Raw genomic sequence first — 17,730 nt, forward strand, 5'->3', positions numbered from 1 at the left:
AATAAACTTTACGATTAATTATTAAGAAATAGTTAAAATGATTTTTCAAAGATATTTGCCAATATTTTAATTAAAATGTACGTAAAAAACTCTAGTTTGAGAACCGCGACTAAGCGAGACTCGGACTAGAGTTTTTGAATTTAAAATTTGAATCAGTTTTGAAGTTAATCAAAGTTAGCTAGTTGATTGGGTGCCAGCGAACGGCTGGTATTAATAATTCTGGCAATTTCTGTTGGTGACTCGGGGTCTTTTTTATTGATCCAGATCATGAAGATATCAAATAAGCTATTACAGATTAACGCCTCGGCATAGTCTGCTGGAATTAAATTTGTCAGATAACCATTGTTTAATTTAAGCCGAGAGTGAAATTCATTTTTAACTGCCATTCGTCCATTTTGAAGAAAACTGGGGTCCCCCTTTTCAGATGCTAGCGCCTTAAAAGTCGCTCGTTCCCTTGCAAGATAGGCAAAAGTAGTTGAAAAAAGGCGCTCGGCTTGAGCTTTTTGCTGTGGAATAGTGGAAGAAATGTTAGCATAATCTTTTTTTAAGACGACGCGCAGATTGGCAAGAATATTAAGCTCGACCTTTTTTAGCAAATCATATTTATCAAGATAATGAATATAAAAGGTGCCCCGGTTAATACCTGCTGTCCGCGAAATATCTGAGACAGTCAGATTATTGAACCCCTTGCTGTTAATTAATGTAATTAGTGCTTGTTTGAGCTGAAATTCGGTGCGAATGTTACGAATGTCTTTGTTCATTGATGCACCAGCCTCCTCTAGTAGTTAGTGAACAGATTGTTCAAAATTGATGATTGTAAACTGTCCTAGTTTTCCATATTATAAAGTCTGCAGAATTAATTATCAACACGATGTGCATTTTCTAAAGAGGAGAAAACGATGATAAAAGCAGAGTGGAACTATTTACGCAAACACAAACTAGTACTGGCAGTCTTATCAGTGATTATGCTGATTCCAACAATTTATGCAGTGACCTTTTTGTCTTCGCTGTGGGATCCATATAGCAAGATGGACAAATTACCGGTAGCAGTTGTCAATCAAGATCAAGCAGTTCAATACAATCAAAAAAAGATAGCAATTGGTAAACAATTGACTGACAAGTTAAAGACCTCGAAGGCTTTAGATTTTAAAATTGTGAAAACCAAAAAGAAAGCAGATCAAGGATTAAAAAAAGGTAAATACTACATGGTAGTAACTTTTCCAGAGAAGTTCTCGAAGAATGCAGTTAGCTTATTGAAAAAAAAGCCACAAAAAATGGTGGTGCATTATCGGACAACTTCAGGCTTAGGTTTTACGGCTAGCAAATTATCTCAAGGCGCCGTTAAAGCGTTGGCACAGTCAGTCTCTGCGCAGGTCACACAGCTGTATTCCAGAATTATGTTTAATAATATTAAGGAACTTGGAAAGGGAATGCGCCAAGCTGGGGCAGGAAATAGTCAGTTGGCAAAGGGTGGCAGTCAGCTTAATAAAGCTAATGCACAAATTACCAGTAATTTGAATACACTTGCAGCTAGTTCACTGACTTTTTCAAGTGGCGCTGCAACTTTAAATAAGGGGCTCAGTACTTACATTAACGGGGTTTCACAATTAGAGACCGGAAGTGCCAAGCTGACGACCGGCTTAAATCAGGTCAGCAATCAATTGCCTAAGCTTGCTAATGGGGTGAATAAGTTGACCACTGGCTCCAATAGTCTTGCAACGGGAATGAGTAAGTATGCAAGTGGTGTTAGTAAGGTTAATACCGGAGCAGTTTCTTTGAATAGCGGTGCACAAAAGTTAAATGCAGCTGGTAGTCAGCTAAATAAAGGTGTCAATCAGCTAGCGCAGGGTTCTTCCAAACTTAAGACTGGCGTGCAAAGTTATACCGCGGGAACAAGTACAGCGTATACTGGCAGTCAAAAAATTGCTGCTGGTTTAAATCAACTTGATACGGCTTTGAACAGCAATTCCGCAAAAGATAAAGTGCAGCAACTGAAAACGGGACTCAGCAAATTCGAAGCTGGTTTGAATCAATTAAAAACCGCAGTTGATAGTAGTTCATCAAACACAGAGACAGTTGATACACTAACGACAGAAATGAAAAGTTTGGCTAGTGAGCTAACAGTTATGACAAATTATGAAACCAGTATCAACACCAAAGTTGAGCAAGTTGCCGTAGAACAGAAATTAACTAGTGAACAGACTGCTGCCATTGAAGCGGCTTTAACTCCAGATGAAACGGTTAAAACAGCACTGAGTGCAGCAACTACAAATTTGCAAAGTTTGCAGACACAGTTGACGACACTCTCAAAAAGTGCGACAGCCGCAACAAACCTCAAAAATGGCATTACACAATTGCAGAATAGTTATGGCACAAGTGCAGACAGCACTACTGCTAATACGCTCTATGGCGGCTTAAACGGTTTAACGGCGGCACTCACAAATGCTGGGACGAGTATTTCACAGTTGAATATCGGAACCAAAAGTTTGACGAACGGACTATCAACATTGAATGGTCAAGCAAGCACTTTGGTACAAGGAGCAACTCAATTGCAAAGCGGCTTAGGTACACTAGCCACGCAAGTACCACAGCTAACTACAGGAATTGCAACCCTTGCAAGTGGTAGTCAGCAACTTTCAACTGGAACGAATCAATTGGCAGCAAGTGGTTCGCAATTAACGACAGGTGCAACCCAATTGAGCAGTGGTTTAGGGAACTTAGACACTAAATTACCAACTCTGACAACTGGAGTATCTAAGCTGGCAACTGGCAGTCAAACGGTTACTGGAGGTTTGAGTAAGTTGGCGGCTAATAGTGGCAAGTTGCTCAGCGGCACTGCCCAACTCAGGACTGGGGCCGAGAAGATCAGCACTGGTGCTGGTAAATTAGCAACTGGATCAGGTCAAGTCGGCACTGCCTTGACTAAAGTTCAGCAGGGCAATCAAGTGCTTGGTAACAAGCTACAGTCTGCGGGAAACAAAGTTGGTCAGTTGAATGTTTCGAAATTGACATATGCACAGGTTGCTAAACCCGTCACCACTCAGCACACAGATACGGATAGAACACCTAATAACGGAACTGGGATGACCCCCTATATGTTATCTGTCTACCTTTTCGTTGGAACATTATCATTAAGTATGATGTTTGATTTAGTGACACCGCGAAAATATCCGAGAAGCGGGACCCAATGGTGGCTTGGAAAGATGTCAGTTGTGGGGACCTTTGCGATTTTACAGGCTTTGTGTGCTTACTTTGCACTGATCGTCTTTTTGGGACTGTCACCATTACATTTGGGAGCAGGTTTGCTGGTTGCAATCACAGCTTCATTTGCCTTTTGCAGCATAATGACCTTTTTTGTGGTTGCCTTTGGTCCGCTTGGTTCTTTCTTAGGCTTGTTGGCAATGGTCTTTCAGTTGGCGGGTTCTGGTGGAACCTACCCGATCCAATTATCAAATGGCTTTTTTGAGACAATTCATCCATTTTTACCAATCACTTATTCAATTCATGGATTGCGTGAAGCTATTTCGGTTGGTGGAACGGCTGTACCGGATATTTTCGTATTATTGCTGATTGCAGCCCTATTTGCAGCCTTAGCGATGGTTGCATACCGTATGAAGATGAAAAACTTAGATAAAGATAAGATTGCAGCTCTTAGCGAGTAGTTCAAAAAAGTTACGGTCATGAATGAAATGTTGTGTGTAATTGGAAGATCAGACTGCTTTGCGGATAAACAAAAGAGCGTCTGCATGGACAGCATAAAACAATAAGAGGCTGGATCAAAAGATGGATGATCCAACCTCAGCATAACCTAAGCAAACAATTTGCCAAAAAAAGAATATTCATTTTTAAGCTTATTTTAAAATGCGTAGTTTGGAATTAGTTAATAATCTGTGAAAAACTTGCAACAGGATTCCTAAATTGCTGATGCCCCTCTTTAAGCGCTTTTCCAGCAGGGAGCAGCAGTATTGGGGACCATTCTGAGGGAAGCTGCAGGAATTGCATTACTTTGTCGAAATCTACCCCACGCATTGGAACTGAATCGTAACCATAAGCACGTAAAACATGCATTAGGTTCATCGCAAATAAACCGACATCTAAGCGGAGTCCTTCTTCTTGGCGATCCTCAGGATGGAGCGCGAAATAAAGCTCAATACGTTTACGTTTTTCTGCAACTTGAGAAGCTTTAAGTATATGATGTTTAAGATTGAATTGCAGTATTTTTTCGATATTATAACCTTCCTGAGTACCTAAAAGTAAGAAGACCGCTGCTGCAGAGGCAACTTGCTGTTGACCAGCTGCCAGGGTTTGCAGTTTCTGCTGAATTTTTTTATTTTTGATAACGATCACACGCCAGGGTTGAAAATTATTGTTGGAAGGAGCTTTAGCCGCATGCGCAAGAATTTCAGTGATTTCAGCATCACTAATGGAAGAAGTTGCTTGGTCAAAATGACGGACTGCTTTTCGACCGTCTAGGTAATCTAAAAAGTTCATGGGATTCCTCTTTTCTTTCAATGATGTTTTCACTATAATGAATTAGATCTCTAAATACTAGTACGCACATTTTTGTAACTTGATAGGAAGGTGGTGTCATGGTGCAATCAACCTCAAATTGGAGTTGCGGAGTTGCTAGTGTGATGGATATTTTTGGTGGCAAGTGGAAATTGAATATTCTCTGGAGAATCTCACAGCATGAAGGGCTTGGTTTTAATCAACTTAAACGAGAAGTTGAGGGAATTACCAACATTATGTTGACAAGAGCAATTAAAACCCTAGTTGCGGAAAATTTGATTATTCGTAAAGAACTAAAGGTTACGCCGCCGCGGACAGAGTATTATCTGACTGCAAGTGCGAAGAGTTTGTTACCAATTATGGCAGCCTTGAATGAGTGGGGAAAAGATAACTTGTAGGTCTGCTTTATACAGCTCGTAAATAAATTGGTAAATCTGGCTATTTTAAAGGCATCCTGAAAGACTTGATCAAAAATTACATTTTGACTAGTCTTTCAGGGTGCTTTTTAATTTAGGTATTAAGCTGTTTGAGGGTGTTGGGAAGTTATGGAGTCACTTTTTTGAGTTTCACAAGTGCTTATAAAAAAATGCAAGTAAGTACTTGCTTTTTTTAGAGAATAGTTTATGATACACAGTGAAATCAAATTTTATTAACGTGGAGGTTTTTAGATGACAGTTTTAGAGAGTGAAATTCTTAGACGAATTAATAATGTGCAGCAAAAAATGGCAGCGTCAGCGCTAGATGCGTATGTAATCACCGATGCAGAAGATATCTGGTATTTGACTAATATTAACTATAGTCCTGAACAGCGTCCGTTCTTTTTTATTTTATTTCAAAATAGAAAGCCTTTGTTTATTGTGCCTAAGTTGGAGGAAGCACATGTTGAAGTTCCATATTTTGAATATGAGATTGAACCATATTTTGATGTGACTGCGCGCGCAGGTGAGAACTGGTTTGAAGTTCTAGCTAAGAGACTTGCTAACGAAAAACAAGTTGGAATTGAAGATAACGCCCAACTTTTTATTACGCAACAAGTGGCCGCGCCCAAGTGGAGCGCAAAGAGCTTTGTAAAACAGACGCGTGAAATTAAAAGCGAATATGAGCTTGAAAAGATTAAGGTTACGGCTCAGTTATGCAGTGATGTGCTTAACAAAACGCTTCAGATCGCTAAAACGGGAACGACGATTGCGGAAGTCTACATGTTGCCATATCAGTTAAAGGGCGCTGTAATTAAGCAAAATTTCAGTATTACTAATCGAATCACGAACTGTGTATGGAATGCAGACTACAGCTTTATGCCACATAGTATTCCTGCTATGGATTCAGTGATTAAGGCCGGTCCGAATATTGATATTTCAATCTTCAAATTAGCAGGTTACGCAGCAGAATGTGAACGGACATTCTTTACTGAAGAACCTAGTGCACAAGAAAAAGAGCATTTTGAACAGATGATGGCAGCCAGAAAAGTAATGCTGCAAATGTTACGACCAGGTGTCAAGGCGGCTGCAATCGAAGAAGCGGTGCTGAATTCATTGAAAGCAGATGGTGTAGCTGAACGTGTCTTGCATCGACCAGGACACGGAATTGGTTTGAATAATCATGAAGAACCAACCTTATCTTTGGGCAATGAGACCGAACTAAAAGAGAATATGGTTGTTTCTGTTGAACCGGGAATCTACTTTGATGGTCAAGGCGGTTATCGTCATTCAGATACGGTTAGAATTACAAAAGATGGATATGAGTTTTATACGCAGGCTCCTACTGAATTGAAAGATTTAATATTAAAATAATTTTTGGGCTTTATTAACAATTACGAGTACACATTGTGTATAAATTGAGGTATGGAAGATGGGTAAGGCAAAGAAAAAGCTTTTAAAAATAACAGTAGCTATTTTATATGGTCTGTTGTCTGCTGTGGGAATCAACATATTTTTGCTGCCGGCAAATTCTTATTCAATTGGGATTCCTGGAATTGCACAGTTGTTACACGCAATTCTAAAGTTGGGTGCAATTGATCTTAGCATTAGTGATTTAGTGATTTTACTAAATATTCCGTTATTCGTGATTGCGTGGAAACTTTTTGGACGGGAATATACGACCTATTCGCTCTTGGCGGTCGCTGCAAATGTTGTTTTTTTAAAAATGGTGCCAAATGTGGTTATTTTAAAAGAACCGTTGACTAATTCGGTTATTGGAGGATTAATAATCGGAATTGGGATCGGTCTGTGTTTTCGGAGTGATTTTTCAACTGGCGGTACGGATGTAATTGTGACTTATTTGCAAAAAAGATTTAAACTCAAAATTGGGAGTATCAACAATTATATCAATGGGTGTATTTTGATTACTGCAGCGCTTTTCTTTGGCTTTTCTGGAGCAATTTACAGTTTTATTAGTATGGTTGTGACGAGCCTAGCCATGGATTATGTTTATATTCAACAAAAAAGTACGATGCTTTTGATTTTCACAAAAGAACCTGTTATTTTGGAAGAAAGTTTGCGGAAGCTCGGCTATGGCGCTACTATCTTTAAAGGAAGAGGAATTTATAGTCAAAGCGAGACAGATTTGATAGTGCTGATGACTAAGAACAGTCAGCTGTCTTCGTTAAAGAAAATGATTAAGTTATGTGATCCTAAGTCCTTTGTCAGCATTCAAAAAGCTGATTCGATTTTAGGAAACTATTATCAAATTAATCGCGCAAAATAAAAAATGTTGAATTACTGGAGAGGGTACGATGGGCAAACAAGACACTAAGTTAAAATTATTGCAGGCTTTCACTGAACTCGTAGTTGAGAACGGTTATCAGGCTGCTACAACAATCAAAATTGCGCAACTTGCGGGAGTTAATGAAAGTTCGCTGTTCCGACTATTCGGGAATAAAAAGGGACTACTGCTTGCACTGATTACGCAATGTGTACACGACATTGATAATTTACAAAATGAACAGCTAGAGCAATTGGAGCTTAGTGAATGCTTGTTTCAAGTTGCCCAGCAGTACCAGACTTTTATGCGGACACATGAGGCTTTGGTCATGGTGGGACTGAAAGAATCACTGCAGTTGGAGGAAGTTAAAGAAGCAACTAATAAATTGGCAGTTCACTTCAAAAAAGTTGTTGAGACTATCCTTATCCAGAGAATTCAGACAGGAGAAATTACTAAGAAAATAAATCCTAAAATACAGGCTGATAACTTTAACTGGCTTAATTTTGGCTATTTTCTAACACAGCATAACGCGCATAATTCTAAGGTGTCAGAACCTAAACGCACCGACTTTTTACGTGAACACATTCATGAGTATTTACGGGGAATATTATAAAAATTAAAGATAGCGTTTTAAGATTAGATTCAGTTCAAAGTACTGATTAAATTCAGTCTTTTGCACTGAATCTTTTTGATTATATTGGAAATAAGTAATTGTACTTTAACTATATTGCAGAAGGTGCAATAGGCAATATTGATTAGAAACCAAAAAGCTAGGCAGTCCGCAGCACTCAAAAATCGGCTTCGAACAACCTAGAGATAATTTATCTTATCCAAACCTAGAATATGTTTTAGGCAAGAATCTTAGTATTTAGAATACCGCTACTTGTTGAAGAGCGAGTTTAAAAAGCATACTGGTTGATGAGATCTTATGTCCCCTTAAAGTCGTGAATAAAGGAACCGCTTGTTCATATACAGAACCATGTGTCCGGATATCTTTAACAAATAATTCTGCTTGTGGTTGATTACCAAAGACCGTAAATTTATCACCTAAAACAACGAGATCACCAATTGTGTGGGTAGATAAGTGATAGACGTCTGCCGCTTCTTTATTGGTTAATACCGCTTCAACTCCTGAAATATGGCAGATAGTTTTTGCAATCTCTGCTATTTCAGCTGATTTTTGACAAAATAAATAGGCAATTCCGCCTTCTTGATATGGATGATTTGCGAGATAACGATCAGCCATCGGTAACACACAGGTTGCCTGATAGCCCGCTGTATCTAAGGTAGGTTGGAGATTTATTAAATGGTTTTTGGCATTCATTCCGTGATCGGCAGTCACGAAAATAATCCGATCTGGTTCTAATGCGTGAATTTTAGCAATTTCAGCATCAATGGCCTGTAAGTATTCATTGGCTGCAACAGAATTAGGAGCAAAATGATGCATCACATAGTCATTTGTAGTGCAATAAACCAGATCTGGAGAATACCGTGATATCATTTTGAGAGCTGAGTTGAAAATCCAAGCACCACTTGCCGGATCATTTATGTGCGGAGGTGGGGTTTGGTTAATAGCTGCTAGTGCTTTGGCAGTAGGAGTTTCAGCATTAATCTTCCAAGTTGCATCATCGCCGAAGACTTCCATAACTTTGCCCTTGACCGTCAACAGCGCACTGGTTAATCCTAATTTTTCATATTCTTTGAAAAGAGTTGCTTTTTTTAAATATGTTGAAGATTGAATGAATTTACTAGTAGCAGTTGCTCTATCGTAAAAGGTATTGCCATTAATGCCATTTTCTTCCGGCCAAGAGCCAGTTAGTATTCTTGCATGATTTACATTTGTGACAGTCGGGACAGTTGCCAGTGCTGTTTGAAGTTGTCCACTACCATCTTGAATTAGTTTGAAAAGATGTGGGGTAGACTGTGGACTTAAATATGCGGTGGCACAGCCATCAATGACTGCTATTAAAATTTTTTTCTTAAGTGGCATGTTTTTAACTCCAATCGTTTGTCAAAAATTTTGTCTGAACCAGCAATTGCTTGTTAGGATACCGTTATTTTATTCAGCAAGATACTTTTATATATTTCCAATAGTTCTGAATATCCTAAGCGCAATGGATTGTTATTTAAACGCTGAATATTAACTGAATGTGCTAAAATTTTAAGTTCATTATTATTATGCAAGGTAGGTGGTTCAATCTGGATAGAATGCATTAGGTTAATCAGAGTTGTAATGGCTTCTTGAGGAGTGTTACATTCTAGTAATTCAGCCAATTCTTGAAAAGATTCACTTACAGCAGTCGGGGTTAGGCTGGGTTGCGTCAATTCCAGATGATTAAGCATGTATTGCCAAACATGAGGTAGGCAAATGCCAACTGCGTGCCCGTGTGCAATCTGGTACATTGAAGTTAACTTATAGCTCATCGCATGTGCTGCGGTTGTTGTGGTAATATTGATCGCTTGACCAGCGAGATTAGCAGCTTTCATTAATTGGCAATTACCTGCAGAAGTATTTTGGAGAAAAGCAGGATAATTATTTAAGATAATGGTAATTGCCTGGCGTGAACAGGTTCGGCTTGCAGCGTTGGCCTGTAAAGACCAATAGGATTCAATTGCTTGGCACAGTGCATCGAGCATCCCTGCTTTACGCTGATAAAGAGGCAGGGAAACCAGTAATGCAGGCGTAAATAAGACATAGTTTGGAAGCAATTGCTCATGCGAAATAGATTGCTTTTTATTTTGATAATAAACAACGGCAAAATGGGTTGATTCACTGCCAGTTCCAGCCGTTGTAGGAATTGCGAGTTGTGGAATATTACTTGGGTTAATTTTTTCTTCAAAATAAAGTTCTGCGGTTGGAGCATTTAAAACTGCCTTAATGCTTTTACCAACATCGATTGAGCTGCCACCACCAATCGAGATAATGAAGTCGCAGTGATTTTCCTTAAAGACCTGAATGCCTTTAATCACAGCAGTGAAAGTAGGATTCGGTTCGTATTCATGAAAACTCGTGATCTTAAAATCTAATTTAGCGATTAACGTTTTAAAAAATTCACTGCTTAATAAAAATTCATCACAAACTACTAAAGGTCGATGAGCGTTTGCATGGGTGAGAATTTCAGTGATTTCACGTAATGGAACTGCTTCATTGGACCAAGTTTTAAGTTGTTTATTCATAAAGAGTTCACTCCAATTGATAGTTACTGGTTGCTAGTTTTGGGTTGATTTCTAAGCAGATAGTCTTTTATAGTGCGCAATAAGCGAGCAATATCTTTCGAATATACTGCACCAATGTTGCCAATTCTGAAACTAGCTACTTCTGTAATTTTACCGGGATAAATAATAAAGCCGTGATTTTTTAAGTAAAGATAGAAGTTATCAAAATTAAAGCTTGAAGAAGGATATTTGAAAGAAGTAATAACTGGCGACTGGTATTTTGCAGCAATTAAAGGTTCAAAGCCAAGTGTTTTTAAACCATTTCGCAATTGTTGCTCTAACTGTGAATAACGCAGATAGCGTGCTTTTACCCCACCTTCGTCCTGCAGTTCTAAGAGTGCTTCATAAAAAGCAAAGACTACATGTGTCGGTGAAGTAAAACGCCATTTGCCAGCATTGTTTTCAAAGCAAAGATACTGTTGATAAAGATCAAGAGACAAGGAAGCTGAATTTCCAGCTGTATTTGCGAGCACCTTCTTGTTAGCGATAATGAAGGCAAAGCCCGGAGCACCTTGAACACACTTGTTTGAACTACTAATGAGATAGTCAGGCTTTAATTCATTAAGATCGAGTGGAATGCCACCAAAGCTTGACATAGCATCTACTATGGTAATAATTCCCAAAGAGTGCAGTTTAGGCAGCAGATTTGAGAGCGGGTTTACAATTCCAGTTGTAGTTTCATTATGAACGAGTGCAAAGTGTGTGATCTCCGAGTGCTTTTTGATCATTTCAAGTACTATCTTTTCATCGATAGGTTCAGTGTCTTTGAAACAAATGTCTAAATGACTAATTCCGGCGTAATCTGCAATTTCGCTCATTCGTCTGCCATATGCCCCATTTGCGGCAATTAAAACTGTATCTGTTCCTCTTGAAATTGCAGTCGATAGAGTTGCTTCCACGCCATAAGTACCACTCCCTTGCAAAAGAATACTAGTATATTTATCTTCCGCGGCATGCCCGATTTTTAAGAGTGCAGTTCTAATTTTTTGAGTTACGTCCTTATACTCACTGTCCCAGGTACCGTGATCAATGGTCATGGCCTGTTTGACAGTATTACTGAGAGTTGCTGGTCCTGGTGTTAACAGGAGAGTCCGTTTATTCAGATTCTCAATAATATCACTCAGTTCACTGAGATTGTTAATAATGTAATCTGGATTCGCCTCTTTCAGCTGGGCAAAGATGTTATCTTTATCTTTCTGGCGTTCTTCAGGAGATAAAGAATAGTACTCATCTTCTGTAAGACCGCTTAAATTCCCACCTTCAATCAAAGCCACAGAAATTGTGCCAGCATTTCGAGCCTCTAAAATATCATTTACTGTATCTCCAACTTTTATAACCTGACTGTGATCATGGATTTGAAGCTTATTTATTGCGAGATTTAACATATCGGGATAAGGTCTTCCAATATGCAATGTTTGATCTGCAGTAATGTTAAATAGAGGATTGAATCCTTGTTTTTTAGCTAACGGAATAAGCGTAGTAAGCATTTTTTGACTGTAGCCACTTGTTGTCGCACTCCGAATTCCATTTTCTTCCAGATAGGCTATCAACTGGGACATACCAGGCTTCAGCGTTGAGGTAACTGTTAGGATATTTGGGATGAGTTCTTCTAACTTTGTATAAATTTTGTCAAGCATGTCTTGGTCAGAAAGATGTGGATATATTTCTTTCCAGATTTTTTTTTCATCAGGATCGTCTAAAATTAATTTGGTCTGTTCATACTTTTCACGACCGATATACTTTCTAATAAGTGAAACAGTGATTGGAATATTAAAGTAAGAAAAAACTTCTTGGTATGCAAGAATAGGTGCTCTGCTACCATAATCAATGGTAGTTCCGGCCCAATCAAAAACAACTGCTTTTACTGTCATAAAAAGTCTCCTAGTCTTGGTTTGAGTGATTGAGTTTTTCAATAATTGCGATGAGATCGTCTAGATTGTCTATTACATAATCTGCGCCGGCCTTTTCAAATTGAATTCTGACGTCGTGCTTACGCTTAGCACGTTCTTGGTTGGTTAGTGAGAGAAATTCAGTAACACTTAAACCCATTAGATTGCTACCTTCAACAACCCCTACAGAAATGCAATGAGCATTTTTTCCTTCCAAAATATCGTTCAAAGTATCACCGACTTTAATGACTTGTGCTGCTGAGGTGAGTCCTAATTTTGTAATAGCCATTTGGAGCATTGCAGGAGCTGGTCTGCCGATACCTGCTGTATCTTCTGCAGTAATATTTATCTCCGGATGGTATCCTTGGTCGGCGGCTAACGGGATAATCTGGTTAAGCATTGACTTATAGTAGCCGGATGTTGTAGCCATTTTGATATTATGTTCTTTAAAATACACCATTAATTTGTAGAGTCCAGGTTTAAGATAGGAAGTTGCCTTTAGTTGAGCAGAAATTAGGTCGTTAAATTTTGTGTAGACCGTCTCTGTTGCGAAGTTCAGGTCAAACGGCTGATTAAATTCTTTCTTCCAAGCGTTTTGAGCAGCTGAATCCTGAAAAATTTTTTTTATATGTTCAAGCTTGCTAAGACCGATATCTTTTCTTATTTGTTCTTCAGAAATTGAAATTCCGTATGTTTTAAAAGCACTTGAAAAAGCTACGATTGGAGCCTTGCTGCCATAGTCAACTGTGGTTCCAGCCCAATCAAAAACAACTGCTGCAATTGTCATAGTATTCACTCTTCTTTTCTTAATAATTATTTATTGAATCGCGTTCTAAGCTGATATGATAAAAATTCTAAGATAACAGCAAAGGCTAAAACAAAATAGACTAAAAAACCAACTTCATGGAAATCAAAGTACATGGTACTGGACATAAACAGTTGGTAACCAATGCCGCCAGCTCCTGCTGCTGCGCCCACAGCAATGGCATCACCAAAGTTGATCTCGAAACGGATGAAGGTCCAACTGAGCATCCGACGATAACTAGTTGGGATGATGACTTGCATGATAATTGTGCCGAGATTAATACCCATTGCTCTCAAAGAATCAATTACTTCAGGAGCAATGTCTTCAAAGCTATCAGCATAGACCTTGGTAAGGTAAGCTACACTGTGGAACAACAGTCCCAGCACAGCAGCATTTGAACCTAGGCCAAGTGAAATACTGTAGATTAGTACCCAGATAATTGTAGGAATTGCCCGAATAAAAGCCATCAGACTCTGGACGCCTAACGAAAGCCATACAGGCGATAAATTGCGTGCGGCTAGCAGCGAAAGAAAAAAGGCAATCAGTGCCCCAAGAATAGTTGTCAGAATTGCCAAAGCAATACTTTGGAGCAGTGCGTAAAACACAGCTTTTAAAGAATCATTTCCTAAGTGGGGTTGAAGAAACATAGTTTGTAAATTAGCAAAAAAGCTGCTGAAAGCGGGAGAAAATTTGAAATTAGCTGGTACTATTGTTGGCATTGATAAAAAAGTGATGAGCGCTAAACATAGTACCAGCAAGTAAACACCAAGTCTTTGACGATCATGTAGTTTGATTTTTACAAGTGAGATGTTCTTCATGCTTGTGTAATCAGAAGATATCCCTTGAGTAGATACTTTTTTCCTAGACATTATTTTTCTATCCACCTCTTTATTTGAATTGACAAAAGTTCCCATGTGATTACGAGGACAATAATTCCTAGAATAACTAAACCTGCAGCGTGGTAGCGAAGACTTTTAAAGTAAAGATCAAATAAAAACCCTACACCTGAGCCCGTTAGTAATCCGACCAAAACTGCGTCCCGAATATTGTTTTCGAGCATATAAAGAACCCATTCTAGAAGAGGAGTCGTTAGTTCAGGAAGCATAGCTTGAAAGACGATTTGAGGATAACTTGCACCGGTAACCTGCAGGGCAGTAATCTTCTCACTGCCATAATCTTCAATCGTTTCAATAAATGCACGAGTTAGAAAACCTAGTGCCATAAATAAGAGAGTTAAAAAACCGGTAAAATTATTTTGTTTAAAGGAAAATACTAGGATCAAAGCCCAAGCTGTCAATGGAATATTTCTTAAGATTGATGCGAATCCTTTAATAAGGATGCCGAAAATTACAGGCAAACCTGCAGACTTTACTCCTAAAATTGCTAGAATTAAAGCAAGAAATGCGGCACATGATGTTGCTGCAACAGCTATTAAAAATGTTTTAAAAATCTGAGATATAATTGTTGCAAGTATAGCAGTTGACTGGTGGTCAGGAATGAAATATTTAAATAACCAGGTCCAGCCATCACTTAAAGTGCTTAAAGAAGAAAGATCATAGTCCAGAAAAAAAGCGGCCATCAAGTAAAAAAGTGCAAGGATCCCAACAATTGTCACTTTTTTTAGATGTTTGTTCTTAAAAAATTGAGATATTGATTGCTTTTTTGTTTTCATTTTGCTTCATCCTAACTTACTGGCTTGTTAGCTTGAAATTCAACTGTAGATTAAGTTAATAGCTGCGGTATTCAATTTTTCAGACCGATCATCAAAAACAACTTTGCCTTTGTTTAAGCCAATAATGTGATCTGCATAAACTTTTGCAATCTCTACTTGATGGAGATTGATCAACACGATTATTTTTTTTTCAATTGCTAACTTGCGTAAAATATTCATAACCAAAGTTGTTGATTTAGGATCAAGCGATGCAATTGGTTCATCACAGAGAATTATTTTTGGATGCTGCATCAGTGCACGCGCAATTCCGACACGTTGCTTCTGGCCTCCGCTTAAATCACTGCAGCGTTTAAAAGCAAAGTCCTTAAGTCCCATTTGTTCAAGTAATGTTAAAGCCTCTTTTTTTTCGGCAGCGGTGTAAAGCGAAAACATGCCCGCAAAAGTTGACTTCGCGCCCAGTCGGCCATGTAACACATTTTCAATAGCTGTCAAAGGGTCAATTAAATTGTAGTTTTGGAAAATCATTCCAATCTTATGACGAACTTTTTTTAATGTCTTGCGGTTTAGTTGTCGAATATCGAGATCGTCCAATTTGATTTGACCGTCGTCATCACTAATTAACTGGTTGATACTACGCAAAATGGTTGTTTTACCAGCACCAGAAGGTCCAATAATGACAGAAACTTCACCTGGTCTAGCTGCAAAAGAGACATTCTCCAAGGAACGTTTTTGTCCAGAATAGGATTTGGTAAGATTTTTAATAACTAGCACGGTCGTACCTCCTTAAACACGAGTGAATATATTTTGTTATTCACCTAAAATTTTGTGAGTTGGCTTGTACCAACTGTCATCCACTGCAATGAAACGAGTCTTCCCATCTTTTGTAAATAGTCCACGAGTCTTGGCATTTGAGGGTGCAAAAAAATGAGTATCTTGGCTAACACTATTGGCTGTAAGTGCTTTTTGAATTTTTTTGACATCTGTTTGGCTAACCTTAGCACGATTAACTACAATTGGTTCACTCTGTACTTTGTATGCAGCAAGTGCGACACTGACTTGATTTGGAACAGTGTTGAAAGGTGCCGGAGCATTTTGTTTAACGGTGAAGGTAATTCCTGGTTTTGTATCGGTACTTGAGAAAGAACCATACGGTGTCAAATCGTGATCATCGAAAGCAGCTACATCAACGTCATCTTTCATTAGATTCAGAGCAGAGCCTTGGTGTGAGCCTCCAAAAACTACTTTGGAGAAAAATTGACCACTTTGAGATAATTGATCGGTACTTTTCAAATTAAATTTTGTTTTTAAAGCTCCTGCTGGAATTGCAAATCCTGATGTGGAAGTATTCGCAACAAAAGACATTCTCTTACCCTTGACTTTATTTAAATCATATTTTCCATTAGTCAGATAATTCTGTTCTTTATTTTTTTTAACCATGATGTAGCTATGATAGTAAGCATCTTTTAAAGTACCGGATTTGCCCGAATACGTTAGGATTGGAACTACTTTGTTGTTTTGCTTGTGTGCTTGAATATAACCATCTGCTCCTAGCAATGCGATTTGTGCTTTACCAGAAGAAATTGCTTGAATTGCAATATTATAATCGGTAGTTGTTTGAATTTTGACTTTTTTACCAGTTGCTTTACTGATTTTTTGGGAAAGTGCTTTTCGGGCCGGTTCAACTTCCTTTACAGAATCGTTGGGAATAAAAACAACGGATAGTGTTTTTGAATTGTCTGCTGCAGAATTTTTACATCCGGCTAATAAGGTGAAAAAAAGTAGGAACATAGTTGAAAAGAGAAATAACTTTTTGAATCGATGCATCATATAGGCCTCCATTTATTATAATTTTTTGTGATACCTAATATAGCAGGTAACAATTGATATTATGACTGTCCTTTGTAAAAACACTACATAGATTAGTGTTTTATTTGTGTAAAGGCTATTGTTTTATTGAATATTATTATTATAATTATTAATAACTGTGAGGTGGTTTTATGGATTTCAAACAGCTTAAAACTTTTACGGCGTTAGCCAAATATAAAAGTTACTCAACTACGGCAAGAAAATTACATGTTAGTCAACCGACTGTTACGGCACACATCCAAAATTTAGAAGAGGAGTTTAAAGTTAGACTAGTTACTAAGGCTCATAACGGGTATGTTCCGACTGACTCAGGGTATATTTTATTGAGTTATGCCGAAAATATGCTGAATTTATATGAAAAATGCTCTGATGCTCTCAAACCAAAAAACGAGGTTTTAAAAAAATCAATTCGAATTGGGACAACTTCAATCGATACCTACATGTTGGCAACGATTGCACGAGATTTTCGTTTCAGGTACCCTAATATCCACTCCTTTTTTTCAATAACTAATACTGAAGATGCTTTTAAAGGGTTGGAATCTGGGTTAGTAGATATTATTTTGGTGCCGTTGCCTGAGCAGCATAAAGAAGACGGACGTTTTGTTGTAGTAGATGAGGTTGGAATTGAAAGACTGTATTTAGTGGCTAATGAAAATAATCCATTAACAAAAATGAGAGAAATCCCGTTAGATAGCTTGAAAAAAGAGAAGTTTATTATACGAGAAAAAGGTTCAGATACTGGGAGGATTTTAATGAATTGGCTGCGTCAAAATAAAATTGATACGGGGAATTTTATTCGAATGCAGCAATATGACAATATTAAAAAGGGAATTTCTGAAGAAATTGGAATCTCAATTCTGCCAGATACTTTTTTTAATGCGGAGAGTAGTTCTTTAAAACCGTTAGATGTGTCATCGTTTCCTATTAAACGTAAATTTTACGTCATGACAACCAAAGATAAAGCAAGAATTGATGCAGTTTTAAGCTTTGCTGAATTAGCTAAACAAGCTTGGTTTTAAAAGTTAAAAATGATGGTATTTAATTTATGGAACACGTTTATACGGAATAAAAGA

16 protein-coding genes and 1 pseudogene are annotated in these 17,730 nt (G+C 38.1%); 6 read left to right on the forward strand and 11 right to left on the reverse strand.

Going from position 1 to position 17,730, the window contains the following annotated elements:
* Positions 1-164: 164 nt before the first annotated feature.
* Complete coding sequence (locus AB3Y88_RS08515) at positions 165-761, reverse strand: TetR/AcrR family transcriptional regulator (protein WP_056961535.1); 597 nt, start codon at positions 759-761, stop codon at positions 165-167.
* Positions 762-899: 138 nt separating this feature from the next.
* Between AB3Y88_RS08515 and AB3Y88_RS08520 the strand changes: the two genes are divergently transcribed.
* Complete coding sequence (locus tag AB3Y88_RS08520; RefSeq protein WP_228889913.1) at positions 900-3,662, forward strand: YhgE/Pip domain-containing protein; 2,763 nt, start codon at positions 900-902, stop codon at positions 3,660-3,662.
* A 214-nt stretch (positions 3,663-3,876) separates the two neighbouring features.
* On the opposite strand, the gene AB3Y88_RS08525 is transcribed toward AB3Y88_RS08520, so the two are convergent.
* Positions 3,877-4,491, reverse strand: a complete 615-nt coding sequence (locus tag AB3Y88_RS08525) for a nitroreductase family protein (RefSeq protein ID WP_056961531.1) — start codon at positions 4,489-4,491, stop codon at positions 3,877-3,879.
* 101 nt (positions 4,492-4,592) lie between these two features.
* On the opposite strand from AB3Y88_RS08525, the gene AB3Y88_RS08530 reads away from it, so the two are divergent.
* From AB3Y88_RS08530 to AB3Y88_RS08545, 4 genes are all read left to right on the forward strand, one after another.
* The gene (locus AB3Y88_RS08530) at positions 4,593-4,907 is read left to right on the forward strand and encodes a helix-turn-helix domain-containing protein (RefSeq protein WP_054757636.1); all 315 of its coding nucleotides are present in this window, start codon (positions 4,593-4,595) and stop codon (positions 4,905-4,907) included.
* 270 nt (positions 4,908-5,177) lie between these two features.
* Positions 5,178-6,299, forward strand: coding sequence for a Xaa-Pro peptidase family protein (locus AB3Y88_RS08535; RefSeq protein WP_228889916.1), 1,122 nt, complete (start codon positions 5,178-5,180; stop codon positions 6,297-6,299).
* A gap of 58 nt (positions 6,300-6,357) precedes the next feature.
* Positions 6,358-7,212, forward strand: coding sequence for a YitT family protein (locus tag AB3Y88_RS08540; protein ID WP_054757629.1), 855 nt, complete (start codon positions 6,358-6,360; stop codon positions 7,210-7,212).
* A gap of 28 nt (positions 7,213-7,240) precedes the next feature.
* A complete protein-coding gene (locus AB3Y88_RS08545; protein ID WP_228889919.1) occupies positions 7,241-7,822 on the forward strand; it encodes a TetR/AcrR family transcriptional regulator in 582 nt (193 codons plus the stop codon).
* A gap of 255 nt (positions 7,823-8,077) precedes the next feature.
* Here the strand turns inward: AB3Y88_RS08545 and AB3Y88_RS08550 are convergent, their stop codons facing one another.
* The 9 genes and pseudogenes from AB3Y88_RS08550 to AB3Y88_RS08590 all read right to left on the reverse strand — a co-directional run bounded on the left by AB3Y88_RS08550 (position 8,078) and on the right by AB3Y88_RS08590 (position 16,615).
* On the reverse strand, positions 8,078-9,199 hold the full coding sequence (locus tag AB3Y88_RS08550; RefSeq protein WP_228889922.1) for an alkaline phosphatase family protein: 1,122 nt from the start codon (positions 9,197-9,199) through the stop codon (positions 8,078-8,080).
* A 53-nt stretch (positions 9,200-9,252) separates the two neighbouring features.
* Positions 9,253-10,386, reverse strand: coding sequence for a phosphonoacetaldehyde reductase (locus AB3Y88_RS08555; RefSeq protein WP_228889924.1), 1,134 nt, complete (start codon positions 10,384-10,386; stop codon positions 9,253-9,255).
* Positions 10,387-10,409: 23 nt separating this feature from the next.
* Positions 10,410-11,528 carry a 2-aminoethylphosphonate--pyruvate transaminase gene (gene phnW, locus AB3Y88_RS08560; RefSeq protein ID WP_324250765.1) on the reverse strand — a complete coding sequence of 373 codons (1,119 nt, stop codon included), beginning with the start codon at positions 11,526-11,528 and terminating at the stop codon, positions 10,410-10,412.
* A gap of 18 nt (positions 11,529-11,546) precedes the next feature.
* Positions 11,547-12,296 (reverse strand): annotated as a pseudogene (gene phnX / locus AB3Y88_RS08565) (phosphonoacetaldehyde hydrolase); the annotation flags it as partial.
* Positions 12,297-12,306: 10 nt separating this feature from the next.
* The gene (gene phnX / locus AB3Y88_RS08570; protein ID WP_228889929.1) at positions 12,307-13,101 is read right to left on the reverse strand and encodes a phosphonoacetaldehyde hydrolase; all 795 of its coding nucleotides are present in this window, start codon (positions 13,099-13,101) and stop codon (positions 12,307-12,309) included.
* A gap of 26 nt (positions 13,102-13,127) precedes the next feature.
* Complete coding sequence (locus AB3Y88_RS08575; RefSeq protein ID WP_228889932.1) at positions 13,128-13,988, reverse strand: ABC transporter permease; 861 nt, start codon at positions 13,986-13,988, stop codon at positions 13,128-13,130.
* Positions 13,988-14,791 carry an ABC transporter permease subunit gene (locus AB3Y88_RS08580; protein ID WP_228889935.1) on the reverse strand — a complete coding sequence of 268 codons (804 nt, stop codon included), beginning with the start codon at positions 14,789-14,791 and terminating at the stop codon, positions 13,988-13,990. The genes AB3Y88_RS08575 and AB3Y88_RS08580 overlap by 1 nt, the downstream gene beginning before the upstream one ends.
* A gap of 39 nt (positions 14,792-14,830) precedes the next feature.
* Entirely contained in the window at positions 14,831-15,562 is a 732-nt protein-coding gene (phnC, locus tag AB3Y88_RS08585; protein ID WP_228889937.1) for a phosphonate ABC transporter ATP-binding protein, read from the reverse strand.
* A gap of 36 nt (positions 15,563-15,598) precedes the next feature.
* Positions 15,599-16,615, reverse strand: coding sequence for a phosphate/phosphite/phosphonate ABC transporter substrate-binding protein (locus AB3Y88_RS08590; RefSeq protein WP_228889940.1), 1,017 nt, complete (start codon positions 16,613-16,615; stop codon positions 15,599-15,601).
* Positions 16,616-16,788: 173 nt separating this feature from the next.
* Between AB3Y88_RS08590 and AB3Y88_RS08595 the strand changes: the two genes are divergently transcribed.
* Positions 16,789-17,676: a LysR family transcriptional regulator gene (locus AB3Y88_RS08595; RefSeq protein WP_228889942.1), complete on the forward strand. Its 888-nt coding sequence runs from the start codon at positions 16,789-16,791 to the stop codon at positions 17,674-17,676.
* Positions 17,677-17,730 lie beyond the last annotated feature (54 nt).

The sequence above is a fragment of the Liquorilactobacillus satsumensis genome (assembly GCF_964065465.1).
Taxonomy (GTDB): domain Bacteria; phylum Bacillota; class Bacilli; order Lactobacillales; family Lactobacillaceae; genus Liquorilactobacillus; species Liquorilactobacillus satsumensis.

Bases quoted from the DNA above. Each gene is read 5' to 3' on its own strand.
- AB3Y88_RS08555 (WP_228889924.1), bottom strand. From the start codon at position 10,386: ATGAATAAACAACTTAAAACTTGGTCCAATGAAGCAGTTCCATTACGT.
- AB3Y88_RS08540 (WP_054757629.1), top strand. From the start codon at position 6,358: ATGGGTAAGGCAAAGAAAAAGCTTTTAAAAATAACAGTAGCTATTTTA.
- AB3Y88_RS08575 (WP_228889932.1), bottom strand. From the start codon at position 13,988: ATGTCTAGGAAAAAAGTATCTACTCAAGGGATATCTTCTGATTACACA.
- AB3Y88_RS08525 (WP_056961531.1), bottom strand. From the start codon at position 4,491: ATGAACTTTTTAGATTACCTAGACGGTCGAAAAGCAGTCCGTCATTTT.
- AB3Y88_RS08590 (WP_228889940.1), bottom strand. From the start codon at position 16,615: ATGCATCGATTCAAAAAGTTATTTCTCTTTTCAACTATGTTCCTACTT.
- AB3Y88_RS08595 (WP_228889942.1), top strand. From the start codon at position 16,789: ATGGATTTCAAACAGCTTAAAACTTTTACGGCGTTAGCCAAATATAAA.
- AB3Y88_RS08520 (WP_228889913.1), top strand. From the start codon at position 900: ATGATAAAAGCAGAGTGGAACTATTTACGCAAACACAAACTAGTACTG.
- AB3Y88_RS08515 (WP_056961535.1), bottom strand. From the start codon at position 761: ATGAACAAAGACATTCGTAACATTCGCACCGAATTTCAGCTCAAACAA.
- AB3Y88_RS08580 (WP_228889935.1), bottom strand. From the start codon at position 14,791: ATGAAAACAAAAAAGCAATCAATATCTCAATTTTTTAAGAACAAACAT.
- phnX (WP_228889929.1), bottom strand. From the start codon at position 13,101: ATGACAATTGCAGCAGTTGTTTTTGATTGGGCTGGAACCACAGTTGAC.
- AB3Y88_RS08535 (WP_228889916.1), top strand. From the start codon at position 5,178: ATGACAGTTTTAGAGAGTGAAATTCTTAGACGAATTAATAATGTGCAG.
- AB3Y88_RS08545 (WP_228889919.1), top strand. From the start codon at position 7,241: ATGGGCAAACAAGACACTAAGTTAAAATTATTGCAGGCTTTCACTGAA.
- AB3Y88_RS08550 (WP_228889922.1), bottom strand. From the start codon at position 9,199: ATGCCACTTAAGAAAAAAATTTTAATAGCAGTCATTGATGGCTGTGCC.